General features: G+C 55.2%; 20 protein-coding genes and 1 tRNA gene. 8 read left to right on the top strand and 13 right to left on the bottom strand.

The features are described from left to right. Positions 1-21: 21 nt before the first annotated feature. The 7 genes from NYR02_RS08650 to NYR02_RS08680 form a co-directional block, all read right to left on the bottom strand. Entirely contained in the window at positions 22-852 is an 831-nt protein-coding gene (locus NYR02_RS08650; protein WP_260975968.1) for a hypothetical protein, read from the bottom strand. After that, entirely contained in the window at positions 849-2,144 is a 1,296-nt protein-coding gene (locus NYR02_RS08655; RefSeq protein WP_260975969.1) for a dicarboxylate/amino acid:cation symporter, read from the bottom strand. The genes NYR02_RS08650 and NYR02_RS08655 overlap by 4 nt, the downstream gene beginning before the upstream one ends. An 83-nt stretch (positions 2,145-2,227) precedes the next feature. Next, on the bottom strand, positions 2,228-2,599 hold the full coding sequence (locus tag NYR02_RS08660; protein ID WP_260975970.1) for an SCP2 sterol-binding domain-containing protein: 372 nt from the start codon (positions 2,597-2,599) through the stop codon (positions 2,228-2,230). A gap of 36 nt (positions 2,600-2,635) precedes the next feature. Next, positions 2,636-3,220 carry a DUF1415 domain-containing protein gene (locus NYR02_RS08665; protein WP_338055944.1) on the bottom strand — a complete coding sequence of 195 codons (585 nt, stop codon included), beginning with the start codon at positions 3,218-3,220 and terminating at the stop codon, positions 2,636-2,638. Continuing rightward, on the bottom strand, positions 3,217-3,489 hold the full coding sequence (locus NYR02_RS08670) for an HU family DNA-binding protein (RefSeq protein WP_145467539.1): 273 nt from the start codon (positions 3,487-3,489) through the stop codon (positions 3,217-3,219). Before NYR02_RS08670 ends, NYR02_RS08665 begins: the two co-directional genes overlap by 4 nt. A 94-nt stretch (positions 3,490-3,583) precedes the next feature. Then, positions 3,584-4,741, bottom strand: a complete 1,158-nt coding sequence (locus tag NYR02_RS08675) for an FAD-dependent oxidoreductase (RefSeq protein ID WP_260975971.1) — start codon at positions 4,739-4,741, stop codon at positions 3,584-3,586. Positions 4,742-4,820: 79 nt separating this feature from the next. After that, entirely contained in the window at positions 4,821-4,985 is a 165-nt protein-coding gene (locus NYR02_RS08680; protein WP_145467535.1) for a rubredoxin, read from the bottom strand. Positions 4,986-5,194: 209 nt separating this feature from the next. On the opposite strand from NYR02_RS08680, the gene NYR02_RS08685 reads away from it, so the two are divergent. The 4 genes from NYR02_RS08685 to phoR (NYR02_RS08700) all read left to right on the top strand — a co-directional run bounded on the left by NYR02_RS08685 (position 5,195) and on the right by phoR (NYR02_RS08700) (position 8,880). Then, positions 5,195-5,761 (top strand): chorismate--pyruvate lyase family protein, encoded by a 567-nt coding sequence (locus NYR02_RS08685; RefSeq protein ID WP_260975972.1) that lies wholly within the window; start codon positions 5,195-5,197, stop codon positions 5,759-5,761. A gap of 35 nt (positions 5,762-5,796) precedes the next feature. Continuing rightward, positions 5,797-6,702, top strand: a complete 906-nt coding sequence (gene ubiA, locus NYR02_RS08690; RefSeq protein ID WP_260975973.1) for a 4-hydroxybenzoate octaprenyltransferase — start codon at positions 5,797-5,799, stop codon at positions 6,700-6,702. Positions 6,703-6,841: 139 nt separating this feature from the next. Beyond that, entirely contained in the window at positions 6,842-7,540 is a 699-nt protein-coding gene (gene phoB, locus NYR02_RS08695) for a phosphate regulon transcriptional regulator PhoB (protein ID WP_145467530.1), read from the top strand. Between the two features lie 5 nt (positions 7,541-7,545). Continuing rightward, positions 7,546-8,880, top strand: a complete 1,335-nt coding sequence (gene phoR / locus NYR02_RS08700) for a phosphate regulon sensor histidine kinase PhoR (protein WP_260975974.1) — start codon at positions 7,546-7,548, stop codon at positions 8,878-8,880. A 17-nt stretch (positions 8,881-8,897) separates the two neighbouring features. Here phoR (NYR02_RS08700) and NYR02_RS08705 read toward each other — a convergent pair whose 3' ends face one another. Together NYR02_RS08705 and cysZ are read right to left on the bottom strand one after the other, a co-directional pair. Then, entirely contained in the window at positions 8,898-9,836 is a 939-nt protein-coding gene (locus NYR02_RS08705) for a response regulator (RefSeq protein WP_260975975.1), read from the bottom strand. Next, positions 9,808-10,614 carry a sulfate transporter CysZ gene (cysZ, locus tag NYR02_RS08710; RefSeq protein ID WP_260975976.1) on the bottom strand — a complete coding sequence of 269 codons (807 nt, stop codon included), beginning with the start codon at positions 10,612-10,614 and terminating at the stop codon, positions 9,808-9,810. The genes NYR02_RS08705 and cysZ overlap by 29 nt, the downstream gene beginning before the upstream one ends. Positions 10,615-10,732: 118 nt before the next feature. Between cysZ and trmH the strand changes: the two genes are divergently transcribed. After that, positions 10,733-11,416: a tRNA (guanosine(18)-2'-O)-methyltransferase TrmH gene (gene trmH, locus NYR02_RS08715; RefSeq protein WP_260975977.1), complete on the top strand. Its 684-nt coding sequence runs from the start codon at positions 10,733-10,735 to the stop codon at positions 11,414-11,416. On the opposite strand, the gene NYR02_RS08720 is transcribed toward trmH, so the two are convergent. After that, positions 11,380-12,195, bottom strand: a complete 816-nt coding sequence (locus NYR02_RS08720; RefSeq protein ID WP_260975978.1) for a hypothetical protein — start codon at positions 12,193-12,195, stop codon at positions 11,380-11,382. The two genes, trmH and NYR02_RS08720, sit on opposite strands and share 37 nt — an antisense overlap. A 542-nt stretch (positions 12,196-12,737) precedes the next feature. Continuing rightward, positions 12,738-13,058 carry a DUF3392 domain-containing protein gene (locus tag NYR02_RS08725; RefSeq protein WP_260975979.1) on the bottom strand — a complete coding sequence of 107 codons (321 nt, stop codon included), beginning with the start codon at positions 13,056-13,058 and terminating at the stop codon, positions 12,738-12,740. Between the two features lie 194 nt (positions 13,059-13,252). Here NYR02_RS08725 and NYR02_RS08730 point away from each other — a divergent pair, with 194 nt between their 5' ends. Beyond that, entirely contained in the window at positions 13,253-13,723 is a 471-nt protein-coding gene (locus tag NYR02_RS08730) for a cyclic di-GMP-binding domain-containing protein, MshE-related (RefSeq protein WP_260975980.1), read from the top strand. Positions 13,724-13,790: 67 nt separating this feature from the next. Here NYR02_RS08730 and NYR02_RS08735 read toward each other — a convergent pair. Then, positions 13,791-13,866 (bottom strand) — tRNA-Thr (locus NYR02_RS08735). Between the two features lie 265 nt (positions 13,867-14,131). Between NYR02_RS08735 and phoB (NYR02_RS08740) the strand changes: the two genes are divergently transcribed. Then, the gene (gene phoB / locus NYR02_RS08740; RefSeq protein ID WP_260975981.1) at positions 14,132-14,836 is read left to right on the top strand and encodes a phosphate regulon transcriptional regulator PhoB; all 705 of its coding nucleotides are present in this window, start codon (positions 14,132-14,134) and stop codon (positions 14,834-14,836) included. Between the two features lie 10 nt (positions 14,837-14,846). After that, a complete protein-coding gene (phoR, locus tag NYR02_RS08745) occupies positions 14,847-16,127 on the top strand; it encodes a phosphate regulon sensor histidine kinase PhoR (RefSeq protein WP_260975982.1) in 1,281 nt (426 codons plus the stop codon). A gap of 229 nt (positions 16,128-16,356) precedes the next feature. Here phoR (NYR02_RS08745) and NYR02_RS08750 read toward each other — a convergent pair whose 3' ends face one another. After that, a complete protein-coding gene (locus NYR02_RS08750; protein WP_260975983.1) occupies positions 16,357-16,566 on the bottom strand; it encodes a hypothetical protein in 210 nt (69 codons plus the stop codon). Between the last annotated feature and the right edge of the window lie 147 nt (positions 16,567-16,713).

Below are 16,713 nucleotides of genomic sequence, written 5' to 3' on the forward strand. Positions count from 1 at the left end.
TTTTTTGCTCAGGAACAGGCGTTACCCCGCCTGTCGGCTCAGACTTTTTTTCACCCCGGCCAGCCATTGCTGCAACACCGGTTCGCGGTATGCCTGCGCCAGGCGCTGCAGTTCGTCATTCGGGGTGGTGCGATGAACATAGAGCAGAAATTCGGTAACGTCACGCTGCAATCCCGCCTGCCAATCCTGTGGTGGCTGCCAGTTGCGCAGCACCGCCTGCAGTTGCGGATACACACTGCTGCGGGTAACGCTGAGCAAAGCCGAGAACTGCATGGCTTCGTCGAGCTGTTTAATCAGCGCTACCCGCGCAGGTGCTGGCGGCTGCTGACGCAGACGGCTGATGTAGTCCTGATAGTTGCGGTTATCCTGATCGGCAATGGCGCTCAGTTCTTTGCTGCGTGCATTTTGCAGACGACGGCTGTTAAGCGTGCTCTGTAATAACTCGCGCTGCTGATCATCAAGAGAAGCCAGTGCACTGGCCAGAGTATTCTGCAGGGCAACCGGCGCCCACAGCGGCGTCAGCCGGTCGACGACATCGTACTGAAAACCGAGCGGCGCCTGGGTTTCATTCAGCACCTGCTGCGCCAGATTACGTGCCTGCTCTCCCAGTCCCTCCAGACCGGAAGCGCCGATAATGGCTTCCAGTTGTTTCTGTGCCTGCTCGGCGGCCTGTTGCTTTGCCAGTTCCTCAGCACTCAGCTGAGCATCCGCTTCGGCATTGTTTGCTACCGGCATGGGTATGGCAGTAGTAATACCCTGCTCCGCATTAATACCGCCCTGCTCCGCACTGATTGCCGGCATCGCTATCGTGCTGGCCAGCAGCACGGCCAGCATAGAACGCTGCATGTTCACTTTTGTTCTCCCGCTTTGGGGTTGTTGTAGATGTCCTGGTCGATAGCACCTTCACTGCGCGCCACCACCACGGAGACCATAGCATCACCGGTGACATTCACGGCGGTGCGCATCATATCGAGAATACGATCGACACCGATAATCAGGGCGATGCCTTCTACCGGTAATTGTACCTGTTCCAGCACCAGTGCCAGAGTTACCAGCCCTACGCCGGGCACACCGGCAGTGCCAATTGAAGCCAGCATGGCGGTCAGCACCACCAGCAGATACTGACTCAAACTCAGATCAATGCCGTAAGCCTGGGCAATAAATGCCGTCGCCACACCCTGCATAATCGCCGTGCCATCCATATTAATGGTCGCCCCCAGCGGCACCGAAAAGGCGGCCACGCGGTTTTTAACGCCAAGGCGCTGCTCAACCGCACGCAGGGTAACAGGTACCGTAGCCGTACTGGAGGCAGTACTGAAGGCAAACAGCTGCACATCACGCATTTTGCGTAAAAAGATCCGTGGAGACAGCCCCGACAGGCTTTTCAGCAGCAGTGGGTAAATAATAAAGCCATGCAGCAAAAGTACAGTGGTGACGGTCAGCATATAAAGCGCCAGATCACCGACTTTGCCAATGCCCTGTTCGGCGAACAAGGTAAACAGCAGACAGAAAACACCGTACGGTGCGAAGCTCATCAACAACGTGACCAGCTTCATCAGCACTTCGTTCCAATCGTTGAAATGGCTGCCGATACGTTCGCCGTATTCACCGGCACGGCCGATGGCAATACCAATCAGCAGAGCGAACACAATCACCTGCAGCATCCGGCCTTCTGCCATCGCCTGCACCGGATTGCTGGGAAAAATATTGGCCAGCACATCAATCAGCGCCATCGGCTGCGGCGGCACATAGTTACCACCGGTGGTTTTATCGACACCGCTTCCCGGTTCCCACCAGGTGGCTAACAGCAACGCCAGCGAGATCGCCAGACCGGTTGTCGCCAGATACAGCACAATGGTTTTCAGGCTTAGCCGACCCAATGAACCCTGGTCACGCAGATGGCAAACACCACACACCAGCGACACAAAGACCAGAGGGACTACCAGCACTTTCAGACTGGCAATGAATATTTTACCGCCCAGCAGAAACAGCCCATGGGCCAGTAAATCGTCGAGTATGTAATGCAGATATTCCTGCCACACAGGGTCACTCAGCAGGTCAGGTATCAGCAGCAAACGCTGGGTCAGACTGCCCAGCAGAATGGCAGCGGTCATGGCTAGCAGAATCTGACGAGTAAGGCTCATACGGATATCCTATTGGCCGGGCCGCCGCGACCGGAGCCGGACGGTAAAGCAAAACCGCGGACGGTGCCGCGGTTTTTAAGTTGTTATTTTTTTTTCGGTTTCAGGTACTTGCTCACACCCTGGAACCACATCACCAGCGACAGGTCCCCGGCGATTTTAATGTCTTTCTCCTGAATGCCTTTCATAAAAGCATTTTTGTCTTTCGACGTCAGGATACGCAGACCAGTATCAGCGTTTTTGAAGCTGATGGTAAAGGCCGGATTTTTATGCGCCTTACGCTTACTGCTCACGCTGTTGTTGGCAATGACGTAATGACGGACGATGCCGCCATCTTCGGTCTGTAACTGAAAAGCAAAATCTTTGCCATCCAGTTGTTTACGGAAATCAGGGTTTTTGCGTGCGGCTTTCTTCATCAGCAGGCCCAGGGCCCACAGCAGCAGTTGGAACTTGATCATGACACATCCTCAGGAGGGTAGAGAAAAAAGTGTCTCTCAGGATTCCGGTTGTTCGGTGATGTCGCCTGCATCCTGAAAGAGGCGCGATTGTGCCAGAGCCGGCATGCATTGCAAAAGACCTTCTTTGCCTAAACGGCGCATATGCTGACGATTGCGTTCAGGAATCCGCTCCGGACGACTGACACTGGCCAGCGCCTGCTCGATATCGGCCTCGCGGATGATATGCAGCATCGGATACGGCGAACGGTTGGTGAAGTGGCTCATGTCATCTTCATCCTCGCCTTCAAACAGATACTGCGGATGAAAACTCGCCAGCTGCAGCATGCCTTCATAACCCATCTGGGCAAGCAGATTGTCGCAGATCAGCAGCCAGTTCCAATACAGGTCAAAGTTGTCAAAGCCTTGGGGAACAACGAATAAAGCGGTAGGTAATTGTGCGGGTTCTGCGTCGGCAACCGCGCGCAGCAGTTCCATAAACTGCAGGGTAGCCTGCTCCGGGTCGGAGCTGTCACAGACATCAATACGCAGGGAATCAAAAACAGGAGCGGCAAAGGGGCAGAGCCCCTCGCCGATAACCAGCTGCTTAACCCATTCCCGGGTCAGCCGCTTTGCCGTGCTTATTGCACGGCCTCTTTCAGACCTTTACCTGGCTTGAATGCCGGTACTTTGGCAGCCGCGATAGTGATTGGTGCGCCAGTCTGTGGGTTTTTACCCTGACGTTCTGCGCGCTGACGTACTTCAAAAGTACCGAAACCGATCAGGCTGACAGAGTCACCTTCACTCAACGCTTTAGCAATCTGATCGGTGATCACGGTGATCACTTCTGCTGCTTTTTCTTTGCTCAGATCTGCTTTTTCAGCGATGGCCGCAGCCAGTTCTGGTTTACGCATGGATGGTTATCCTTATTGGTCTGTAGTGGTCCCCGATTCCCCGGGGATGACGTTATCCCCTGCTGACAGCAGGGGAGCGTGAAGTAACGAGAGGTCAGGGCAGAATGGCCGGCAGCTCTTTGTTGAGTGCTACTTTATTCATAACCCTGGCTCCGGTCAAAGCATAGCCGAGCAATTCGCCGTTTTCGTTGCGAAACTCCGCCTGAACGTCGGCTCCGTCACATTCTGTTTGCCACATGCCGGAAACACTCAGCGCCGGCGGTGAAACCACCACCGGTACAACCGGCGTTTTAACGGTAACCGGCATGACGCCGTAGCTGACTTCGGTCGCTTCACCGCTCAGTGTTTTCGCCAGCGCGCGGGCCGATGCCATTAATGGCAGTACGTACAACAACACGCGACCTTCAACTTCGGCGCAGTCGCCCAACGCGTAAATATCCGGCTCGCTGGTCTGCAGCTGGCGGTTGACTACGATACCGTGATTCACCTGCAGACCGGCTTTAATCGCCAGATCCAGACGCGGACGCAGACCAATAGCAGAAACCACGACGTCGGTTTTTAATGTTTCGCCATTACTCAGGGTGGCACTCAGCTCATCGCCATCATGCACAATACGGCTGACCAGCGGGCCAAGATGGAAGCGCACGCCCAGTCCTTCCAGACCATGCTGTACGGCATTGGCCGCTTCGGGTGGCAGCAGCGACGGCAGTAATTGCTCACAAGGGGCAACGACGTCGATCTCAAAACCGCCATTGGCCATATCGTTGGCGTATTCACAGCCAATCAGGCCGGCACCCATAATCAATACGCGCTTTTTGCCATCGGCAGCGGCACGGAAACGGGCGTAATCTTCAAGATCGTTGATGGAGTAAATACGGTCTCCGGCATCACCTTCCACCCGCGGACGGATCACTTCCGCACCCCAGGCCAATACCAGCTTGCTGTAGTCGATGGGTTCTTCACCGACGAACACTTTGTGCGCCGCAGCGTCGATATGGGTAACGCGGGTGTTGGTGCGTATAACAATATTCAGCTGCTCAGCCATTGCCGCAGCGCTGGCCATTGCTAACTCATCGGCAGTTTTGTTTTTGCCGAAACCGGTGGATAACATCGGCTTGGAGTAATTACGGCCATCGTCGGCGGTAATCATCAGAATATCCTGTTGCGGCGCCAGCTTGCGCAGCTCTTTGACCAGGTTATAACCAGCCAGACCGGTTCCGATAACCACAATCGGGGCAGAATTCTCGTTCATAGACTTTTATCCGGATGGAGACAGGTGAGAAAAGGACAGGAAGTGCAGAGGCACTTCCCGGGAATTCGGCAGGGCTGAATCAGATTTCTACCATCTCGAAGTCTTCTTTGCCCACACCGCAATCAGGACAAATAAAGTCTGCCGGGACGTCTTCCCAGCGGGTGCCCGGAGCCAGACCTTCTTCCGGTGCGCCCAGTTCTTCGTCATAAATCCAGCCGCAAACAACGCATTGCCACTTTTTCATACTATTACCTTAAAAAATACCGATTTTCAGAAAGGCGCTAAAACTACTCAGGCGCACGCGGAAAATCAACGGTCAATTACGGGCATTTGCCGTCCGAAAATGGCCAGCCATGCCCGCCCGGGCTTGCCTGACGCCCCGATTTAGCGCATCCTGCGCGCCTGAAATGATCCCCGGTTTTCCGGATTTCTGCGTCTCCACCGAGCCCGTTCATGAAGGCATTGTCCTCCCTGCACCTGCCGGCGATTCCGTCTCTGGCGCCTGTGCTGCATCCGTCTGCTCCCCGCTGGTCTAACCGGAACCAACGCCGTGCGTTCTCGTTACCGCCGATCTGGCGCGACTGGCTGCTGGATCAGCAATCCCTGACCGCCCGCCTCAGCGCTCTGCGCCCCAACACCTTTAATGTTCAGGTGCTGGCGCAGTATTACGGCGAACCAACAGCGGTTGAACGTCAGGCCCTGCAACTGTATGGCAGCCAGCGGTTGTGGATCAGAGAAGTGATTCTGCGCCTTGGCGACGTGCCGCTGGTGTATGCCCGCACCGCCATTCCGTTAACCACACTGTCGGGCAACGAACGCTGCCTGCAGCATCTGGGTGCGCGCTCGCTGGGCAGTTATTTATTCCGCCAGCCATCACTGCGCCGCACGCCATTGCAGGTCAGCCACTGCAAAGCCAATGCGCTGGGGTTAGAATGGTCGCGTCGTTCGGTGTTTACCCTGCGCGGTAAGCCGTTAATGGTGTCGGAAGCGTTTTCCCAGCGTCTGACCGAATTTCTCTGAAGGCCTGAGCGCCCTCTGCAAGAAGAAGAACCGCTATGTCCGCATTAACCCAACTGTTTGATCGTTACTGGCCGTCCCGCTGGGCACGCTGGCAGGACTGGATTGCCATCACCCGCCTCGACCGGCCCATCGGTTCGTACCTGCTGCTGGGGCCAACGCTGTGGGCATTGTGGATTGCCGGTTCGGGTAAGCCGGATATCGCGCTGCTGCTTATTTTTACGGTGGGTGTGTTTCTGATGCGCTCTGCCGGCTGCATCATCAATGATTTTGCCGACCGCAAAGTGGACGGTTATGTAAAACGCACTGCTGACCGGCCACTGGCCACAGGCCGTATGACCAGCAAACAGGCGCTGACCGGCTTTGCGGTGTTGGTACTACTGGCCTTCCTGCTGGTGCTGCTGACCAATACTTTCACCATTATGCTGTCATTTGCCGCCCTTGGGCTGGCATCGCTCTACCCCTTTATGAAGCGCTACACCCACCTGCCGCAGGTGTTTCTTGGCGCGGCGTACTCTTGTGCGATTCCGATGGCCTTTGCCGCGCAGAGCAACGACATTCCGGCCGTTGCCTGGCTGCTGTATATCGCCAACCTGTGCTGGACCGTGGCCTACGACACCATGTACGCCATGGTCGACCGCGATGACGACCTGAAAGTAGGGATCAAATCCACCGCCGTGCTGTTTGCTGAACTGGATATTGCGATGATTGCTCTGCTGCAGGGCATAACGCTGTTCTGCCTGTTGGCGGCCGGAAATCAGCTGGCACTGAGCTGGCCGTTTTATGTCGGCCTGCTGTGCGGTGCGCTATTTTTTGCCTCCCAGCTATGGCAGATACGCTCACGCGGGCGCGACGTCTGCTTTACCGCGTTCCGCCAGAGCTACTGGTTTGGCCTGATTATCTGGGCCGGTCTGGTCGGACACTATCTGCTGCATCCGGCCTGAGGCCTGCTGAATCGGTCTGAACAGGGTTCAGGCTTTTCACGAAAAGTTCCCTTATCTCGGCAACTGTCACATCCCTGTAACATTGCGCCAGTGTAATACCAGCGCAATACGGGATTGTGACACTTGCGTGACGACAACTATGACTAAAGCAGGCAAGACGGTATTAATCGTCGATGATGAAGCGCCAATCCGCGAGATGATCGCGGTCGCCCTGGAAATGGCAGGCTATGAGTGTATGGAAGCAGCCAGCGTTCAGGAGGCCCATGCTCATATCGTCGATAATAAACCAGATATGATTTTGCTCGACTGGATGCTGCCCGGAACCAGCGGCGTGGAGTTTGCGCGCCGTCTGAAACGGGATGATCTAACCGCCGAGCTGCCGATTATTATGCTCACCGCCAAAGGTGAAGAAGACAACAAGGTACAGGGACTGGAAGCCGGTGCGGATGATTACATCACCAAACCCTTCTCCCCGCGTGAACTGGTCGCACGCCTGAAAGCCGTGCTGCGCCGCGCCACACCACAGGGCATTGAAGAACCGATTGATGTGGGTGGCCTGATGCTGGATCCGGTCTGCCACCGGGTGACCTCACACAGCAGCCCGATTGATATCGGTCCGACCGAATATCGTCTGCTGCAGTTCTTTATGACCCATCAGGAACGCGCCTACTCACGCGCCCAACTGTTGGATCAGGTGTGGGGAGGCAATGTGTATGTCGAAGAACGAACCGTCGACGTGCATATCCGCCGCCTGCGCAAAGCTCTGGGCGAAACCCACGAGCATCTGATTCAGACCGTGCGCGGCACTGGCTACCGTTTCTCGACCAAAGCGTCCTGAACACGATGAGCCCGGCCTGGCGCAGGGAATTGCGCCGCCTGTGCTATCTGCTGCTGCTCGCTCTGAGCATCGGCCTCAGTATCCATCAGACCGGCACCATGATTGCTCTGGCACTGGCAGGCTACACCGCCTGGCAGTGGCTGCAGTTATCGCGCCTGCAACGCTGGTTACAACAAGGGCAGAGTACACCGCTGCCACGCACTGTCGGTATCTGGGGGGCTGTCTTCAATGAAACCCAGCGCCTGCAGCAACGCAGCAGCAAGCACCAGCAAAAGCTGCAGGCCATTATTAACCGCATTCAGGATTCCACCGCCGCGTTGCAGGACGCGGTGCTGATGGTCGACAGCCACGGCAATCTGGAATGGTGGAACCACGCGGCGAGCAAATTTCTGGGGCTACGGGCGCCGGTTGATGTCGGCCAGCCGATCACCAACCTGATCCGCAATCCGGCTTTTAACGACTACTTTAATCACGGCGAGTATGACGAGCCGCTGGAAATTAAATCGCCGGTAAACAGCCGTATTCATCTGCAATTCAACATCACCCAGTTTGGCCGTAAAGACCGGCTGATGGTGGTGCATGACATTACCCGTCTGAAGCAGCTGGAACAGATGCGCAAAGATTTTGTTGCCAACGTCAGCCACGAATTGCGCACGCCACTGACGGTGGTATCCGGCTACGTCGAAACCATGGCCAGCGTCAGCGACCAGCTGCCACCACGCTGGGGGCGCATGCTGGCACAGATGAGCGAGCAGAGCGCGCGCATGGAAGCGCTGATCAAAGATCTGCTGATGCTGTCGCGACTGGAAACCACACAACAGGAACAACCACAGGCCGTGGCTATTGAGCCGTTACTGGCCAGCATCGCCGCCGATGCCCGCGCGTTAAGTCACGAACGCGGCCACAATATCCACCTCAGTATCGATTGCCCGGCCCAACTGCTGGGCTATGCCGATGAGCTGCGCAGCGCCTTCTCGAATCTGGTCTTTAATGCGGTGAAATATACGCCGGATGGCGGCAGAGTGGAGTTAAGCTGGTACTGCAACGATGACGGCGCCTTCTTTGCCGTACGCGACAACGGCACGGGCATCGAGGCGCATCATCTGCCACGCCTGACCGAGCGCTTTTACCGCGCCGACCCCAGCCGCAACAAAGCGACTGGCGGCACCGGCCTTGGCCTGGCCATTGTGAAGCACGTGCTGTTGCGTAATAACGGGGAGTTGCTGATAGAAAGTGAGCCGGGAGAAGGCAGTTGTTTCACCTGCCACTTTGGCCCTGAGCGGCTACTCGGATGTCAGCCGCATGAGCATGAAACGGTGCCGCAGGAGCAAGCCTCGTAACGCAGCACTAAAATGGCTTAACGCACCCTGGCAATAAAGCGCGATAACGTCGCCAGTTTTTCCGGATCATCATCGACGTAGCGGATCAGCATCTGAATCGTTTGCGCATCGGGATGAGGTTCCTGTGCCTGCATCATACGTACATAACCGTTAATGCGGGCAACATCGCCGCTTTCCTGATCAACGATATCGAGCACCACCTGCTCCAGCAAAGCCGGTAACGGCCCTTCACGGCGAAATACGCCAATCAGCTCCTGCAAACTGATGTCTTTGATGACCAGCTTGGCACTGCCGCCGGAACCAAAGCGGACACTGGCAAGACCCCGGGCCTTGGCAGCACTTTTACGCGCCGGAGCCGCCTGCTCACCCATTAATACCGATGCACCGCCCAGGTCGGCAGCGGCAACGGCCTTGGGTTCGGCCATCGCTTTCGGCGTTGCGCCCATCAATACCGACGCTCCCCCCATGTCACCACCGGCCACTTTAGGTGCGGCCCCCACACTGGCAGCCCCCAGAATGTCCGCTGACCCGCCCCCCAGAGCGGGTTTGCTGTCGCCCTGGTTAGGACGTATTTTCAGATGTTTGTAGACCAGCTTGGACAGCTTGCCGACGAAATTTTCACGGGTAAATGGCTTACCAATGTATTCAGACACACCGGCTTCTACCGCTTTCAGCACATGATCGCGCTCGCCGCGGCTGGTAATCATCATAAAGGGGACTTTTTTGTAACGCTCATCAGCACGCATCCATTGCAGCACTTCAATGCCCGAAACTTCCGGCATTTCCCAGTCGCACAATACCAGGTTGATGCTCTTGCCATTCATGATGCTGATGGCTTTGCGGCCATCGACGGCTTCATGCAATTCGCAGCCGGGATAGGTATCCCGGACCGCTTTTTTAACCAGATCGCGAATAAATGCGGCATCATCAACGATCAGAATATTCAGTGCTGCCATCGGCTAACCTTTGCCTGTGGGTATCCCCTTCAGCATAGCCGAATCCGCCGACATTGCCCGCCGGACCCGCCATTCGATCAAGTCGCAGACGGGTTGCGCCGATCACCGCTGCCGGCATCACAAACCAGTTCACCAGTGGAATCATCATAAACAATGCGACCAATCCACCGAAGCCCAACACGGTAAGGTTGTCGCCCGCCATTGCCTTACGCATCTCGGCAAAACTGCGGCCATGGTTATCAAAGGAATAATCAATGTACTGCAACGCCACGACCCAGCTGCCGAACCATAGCCACAGCACCGGGCTGGCCAGATTCAGACCTGGAATAAAACTCAGCACCACCAATAAAAGGTAACGTGGCAACAGATACCCCAGTTTGGTCAGTTCGCGGCCAAACGTGCGGCGGATCATCTTGAGCAAAGATTCTTCCGGTATAACCACTCCGGCACGACGCTCCACCTGCTCACTCAACAGGCCGTTAAGCGGACTGCCCAGCGTGACCAGCAAAGTGCTGAAAAAATACGCCATTACCAGCAGCAGAGTCAGTAATGCCAGCGGCATCAGCAGCCAGTAAAGCCATTCCAGCCAGCCCGGCAACCAGACCACCAGCGATTCAATCCAGCTGCTCAGTTTATGCCCACCCCACCAGCTGGCGGCGCTCATAACCACAATATTCAGCAGCAGCGGCAAAGCCACAAAGCGGCGCAGGCCCGGCTCGCGCAGAGAGAGGAAGCCCTGCCATAAATAGTGCCAGCCAAGAAAAGGATTGCCGTTCATATCTCACTCCGTGCATCAGTTCGGGCGCTTTTATACAATGCCTCCTCCTGAATAACCACCCAACAACCCGTGCCGTTGCCTGTTAAAAACGGCCAATCCAACCAGGAGAGCTAAGCCCGTGACGCCGCAACGTCTGGAGAGAATTCACCAAACCCTGAGCCTGCGCCAACCCGATTTAACCGTACTGACCGACGAAGTGCATAAAGATCGCAATCTGTCGGCCATTGTCCGCACCTGTGATGCCTTTGCTGTGCCGGAAGTGCATTGTGTCTGGCCCGGAGATCAGTACCGCCTGCGCCGCAATCAGACCGCCGGAGCGGGCACCTGGGTCGATGTGCAAACCCATCCCGCCATCGACACCGCCATTGACCATTTACAGCAACAAGGTTTTACCATTTGCGCCGCGCATTTCAGCGAACGCGCGATCGACTTCCGCGATTATGATTTCACCCGGCCGACAGCACTGATGCTGGGTAATGAAAAAGAAGGGATCAGCGAGCAGGCCGCTGAACTGGCTGACGAGCATCTGATCATCCCGATGCAGGGCATGGTGCAATCCTTTAACGTATCGGTGGCGGCCGCCATCATTCTCAGTGAAGCCCAGCGCCAGCGTGAGGTTGCCGGCCTGTTCGAGCACAACCGTCTGGATGAAGAAACCTACCAGCGCCTGTTATTTGAATGGTGCCAGCCAACCATCACCAGACTCTGCCATAAATACAAACTGCCTTACCCGGAGCTGGGAGAGGACGGCGAGCTGGTCGATCCTCAGGGCTTTTCTGCTCTGGTCAACGGCCGTAGCTGAAACTCCCAGCTCAGATCGCGGTTGTTGAACGTCATCTGAGACAGCGGAATACGCTGATAGCGGAAATCCTGCTGCCAGAATTGCAGCAGGTTTTGTTCAAATCGGCGTGACACCTGCGCGCCCAGCAACACCACACGCAAAGCTTTCGGCGGCAGTCGCAACAGCCACTGCCGCTGATGACCAACCTGAACCGACTTATCCACCGCCGCCGCGGCACAGATTAAACGCTGCTCCGCCAACGGAGCGTGCGTCGGCGGATCGCAGTACAGGCTGTCCGGAAGCCGTGGTGTACGTTGCGACTGATAACTTACCGGGTGGAACGCGGTGTCCGGCCACTGCTGCGGATCAACGCCCAGCCAGATACCGCCAAAACCTGCTCCGTGACGCCAGGCAAGCGCACAATAAGGATTACTGAAAAAGCGCTGCAATAACCAGTCTTGTGGCCGTCCGGCATCCTCTTCTGCGCGGGCTTTACGCTGTGCCACCAGCGCGGCTTCGATATCCACGCGTTTACTCTCCGCCTGACGCAGAAAATCCTCCTGACTGATCAAATCGCGCAGGTTCGCTGGCAGACGTCCATATTCAGACAGCATGTGCGACTGATAGTCGTCCGCCGATACTCTGACCAACGCCGGCTGCGCCGCCGGCGGCAATAACCAGGGCAAACCGCTGGCCGTTGCCGGTAATAAAGGAATAAATCCACGCTTTAACAACGGAATCGCCTCTTCTCCCAAGGGCAAATACACAAGCTCTGACGGTAGATTGACAGCATTACTCATAAAAACTCATGACTCCTGAGAGAAGACCGGCAGACAAGCGCCTGCAGCCTTGTGCGAGATATCTCACAAGGTAGTGCGATATCTAGGTAAAACACCCTGATCCCGAAGGAAAGATCCGCACAGAAAAAACGTAAGTGATTGATTTATATAATATTTATAAATCATGATACAAACACAACAGCCTCAGTATAGAAAACCTGGGCTATCTCAGAAGGGCGATTCTGCTATCTTTAATTCCACAAGGACGGACGCACTGCCGGGATGGCAGTGATCAGGAAGATACCGCTAAGGACTGCAATCACGGATAGAGTTGTCGGCGATGGATCGCTGGTCAGGGATGAGCAACCGCAACGGATAGCGGCAAGGATGAACGAAGTCTAGGACGCCAGGATGGCGCTAGGGTGCTGTGGCGGTCAGGACAGGATGTCCTGACCGCCCGATTTTTTTGGGCCTTTATAAAGTTTCAGACCACCCATACTCCCACATTGTTTCCCCACTATGTTTTTATTCAGCCACACATAACGCCTTCCGACTGTCTGTACCTAACGGCTGTGATAACGCTCCGCCATAAACCCCACGGCAACAAAAGATCCGATCACCACACTCAGAAACATACCCGCCGACAATGTACGCAGATAACTGTCGAGCACCGGTGTCAGCCACACAGACAACGCACCATACCCAAACGTACACAACGCAATAAATACGCCTACCCGTATCCACATCGGCTGCGGCCGCACCAGCTTGCGTACCAGATCATTAATGGTGTCTCCGAAAATTACCAGTAAGGTCGCGATCAGCGCCAAAGCGATATCGTCGGTATGCGGTCGCACGTGGCTGGCGAGAGTTTGAATCAGGGTCATGCAAGGTTCTCCGTCAGGTGAATGATTCTGTCCGCTAATAGCAAAGCAGACAGCCATGACATTAGCCGGGAAGAACAGCTTGTTCCATTTCTGTTACGAATAAAAACTGAACGTTAACTAAACAGCATGGAGTTCTGTCACCGCTGTGCCATTCTGAAGATGTGCAGTAAAGGACATAACAAGGAACTGCGATCATGAATGAATTCCCCCATCGCCTGGGACAACTGCTGTTACAGCGGCAGGAAATAACAGAACAACAACTGCAGCAGGCGCTGAGCTATCAGGCGCAGAATCCCTGCCAGCTGGGGCAAGCATTAATCAGCCTCGGTTTTATTGATGAGCGCACGCTGCGCAACGTTTTACGCCGCCAGCGCTGGATCAAACCCTGTGCTGCCTGCTTTGCCCTGATCGCACCCTTTTCCATGACCTGGGCTGACGAAGATAAAGATGCCGCCTTCAGTGGTGATTGGCTGGAAGCCAGCCATTGGGATCTGGTCGACGATGACAGCGTCAGTGCGCATTCTTCTTCCGCCGATCTGATGAAATTCGTGGCGATGACCGCCTGGGATATCTACCAGGGTGAGCCGCAAGCCGGAGAAATACGCTACAGCGTCAGCCAAACCAACAATCAGGGATACAATCTGGAATTGTCGATGCGCTTTTGAGCACATCTGTTCAGCTGCATTTAAAAAGCACAAAAAAAAGCCCGTCCATCGGACGGGCTTTTTAATTTGGTGCCGGCACCAAGAGTCGAACTCGGGACCTACTGATTACAAGTCAGTTGCTCTACCGACTGAGCTATACCGGCTAAGTGGGCGGGGATATTACTGACCTGCCCTTGCCCCGTCAACCGCTTTTTTGGCTAAGCCTCTGAAAATTATCGCTTTATCGTGTTTTCAGTGAAAACAGGCAGATTCCGGCGACAATCAGAGTAATAAAACCGCCGGATCAGCAAGCACCCTGCACTTCAGCAAGCGCAATCTGCGGCCCCAATGGTTAAATTTAGAGTGAACAGTGCTTAATAAAACTGTCACAATCAGCACCGGAAATTTGCCGTAGAATCGAGGACCCTTATGAGCGGTGGCTATATTCTCGTTGTCGATGACGAGCCTGCAATTTGCGATATGATCCGTACCTGCCTTGAACTCGCAGGCTTCCGTGTGAAGCTGTCTGCCAATGGCCATCTGGCCCACCAAATGATCGTCAATGAGCGGCCTGATCTGGTTATTGCTGACTGGATGATGCCCATGATGTCCGGTATTGAATTAACCCGGCGCCTGAAACGCGACGAGCTGACCGCCGATATTCCGGTCATTATGCTGACCGCCCGGGCGGACGAAGATGATCGTATCAGCGGCCTCGACAGCGGCGCAGACGACTACATTCTCAAGCCGTTCTCCACCCGCGAGCTGGTTGCCCGCATCCGCGCGGTACTGCGCCGTACTCATGCATTGATTGATGACGTACCGGTGAAGGCCGGCAAGCTCAGCCTTGACCGCTCTTCCCAGAACGCCAGCATCAGCGGCCAGCCCATTTCCCTGGGGCCGCTGGAATTCCGCCTGCTGGAGTTTTTCATGCTGCATCCCAATCGCGTATACTCGCGCGCCCAATTGCTCGACCGCGTCTGGGGGGGCAATGTTTATATTGATGATCGCACCGTGGATGTTCATATCCGCCGTCTGCGCAAAGTGTTGTCGATCGACGATCAGGAACAAATGATTCAGACCGTACGTGGGGCTGGTTACCGTTTTTCTCCGTCTGACGAAGTAAAAAGCTAAGGGGAAGTTTGTGCAGCAGGTTGCCTGGCAACGCGAGTTTTTCCGCATTCTGGTCGTAGTTGGACTGGGTGTCGCCCTTGGCTGGTCATCAGGCCATGCCATCTGGGGGCTTATCCTCGGCCTGTTAACGGCCCAGGTTATGGCCTTCCGCGCGATGGCCAGCCTGTACCGCTGGAGCTACCGTCAGGGACCACCGCCACAAGACAGCGGCCTTATAGGCTACAGCGTTGATAAACTGATCCGCCGCGAAAAAAATCTGAAGAATAAGCTGGCACAGCAGGCGATTCAGCTGCAACGCTACAATCAGGGCATCGAATCGCTGCACGATGGCGTGGTGATCATCGGCCAGGAAGGCTACATCACTAATTTCAACGGCTCAGCGTCGCGCTTACTCGGCCTGCGTCGTGAAGACAGCGGCCAGCATATTACCAACCTGATCCGTAACCCGCGCTTTACCCGATATTTTAACGAGGGGGATTACAACTCCTCATTACAGTTCGACGTCAGTCACCGCAAACAATTCAGCCTGCAGATTCAGATCACACAGTTCGGTCTCGACCAGAAAGTCATGCTGGTAAAAGACATCACCGAACGTAAGCGCGTAGAAACCATGCGGCAAAATTTTATTGCCGACGTATCCCACGAACTGCGCACACCGCTCACGGTGATTAATGGCTATCTGGAAATGCTTGACGATATGGAGCTGCCCCCCAGCCTGCAAAAAGCCATTACTCAGATGAACGGCCAGGGCCTGCGGATGAAAAGTCTGGTCAACGATCTGATTGAATTATCCAAACTGGAAAGCGCCAACACCGAGCAATTGGGTGACTGGTTTAACCTGCAGCAACTGGGCTATTCGGTGGTTGATCAGCTGCAGGCTTACAGCGCCAACCGCATTACCTTCAAATGCACACAGGCGATTGAGATTCAGGGCTTCAGCGATGAGATGAGCTCGGTGCTGACTAACCTGCTGACCAATGCCATTAAATACGGCGGAGAAGATAAGATCGAATTCAGTATCCGCTCCGGCTTTGATGGTGTGAAAGTCAGCATCAGCGATCATGGCGCGGGGATTCCGGCGCAACATATCAGTCGCCTGACCGAACGTTTCTATCGTGTTGATGATTCGCGTGAATCGACCGTCGGTGGCTCGGGACTGGGTCTGGCCATCGTTAAACACGCACTGGAACACCACGACACCGTGCTGGATATCGAATCCACATTGGGTAAAGGCAGCACGTTCAGCTTTATTATTTCTTCTGAGCGCAGCCGGGTCATGGAAAAAGACTGAGTATTTCCGCCGCATTGCAGACATAAAAAAAGCGCCGTAAAAGCCACTACTGTCCCACAGTTTTTAATCAGCACTGTAGCTGACAAAAGCAGCATTTTTTAACATCAAGGCCTGTTGCCTCCCAGGGGAACTTATCCCCTTGCCGGCGGGCCGACCCCAGCTTCGCGCTTTCTGGGCCGTGAGACTCCGGGCGTCCTGCCCTTCGCGCTGCGCGCCAGCCTTCGGCTGTTCATTTTGCTCCGGCAAAATAGTCCTTGAAACCTTGATATTTACTGGCCGCGTGCCTCATCGGCCATCCATGGCCGGAGCCACTTGTCCGCATCCCAGCGGACAGACCAGAAATATCATCGGTTTCTGCGGCGGCCCCAGAGGCGCAGAAAACCGTCACTGCAATGCCGCTTTTCAGAGCAAGTAGTTGAACTGCAATTTCATGTCTCAAACGCTGTTTCCGTTGAAATACAGCCGGGCGGATTACTAAAACCGGCGATCGTGCGGTGCCAGTCAACCAGATGATTCTGCGGCCTTCAGAGCAAAACCCTGCCCCGGAACGATACAAATTATTGGTGTTTTAAAGCGTCGTTCCGGG

This window comes from Thalassolituus pacificus, assembly GCF_025318105.1.
Lineage (GTDB): Bacteria > Pseudomonadota > Gammaproteobacteria > Pseudomonadales > Oceanobacteraceae > Venatoribacter > Venatoribacter pacificus.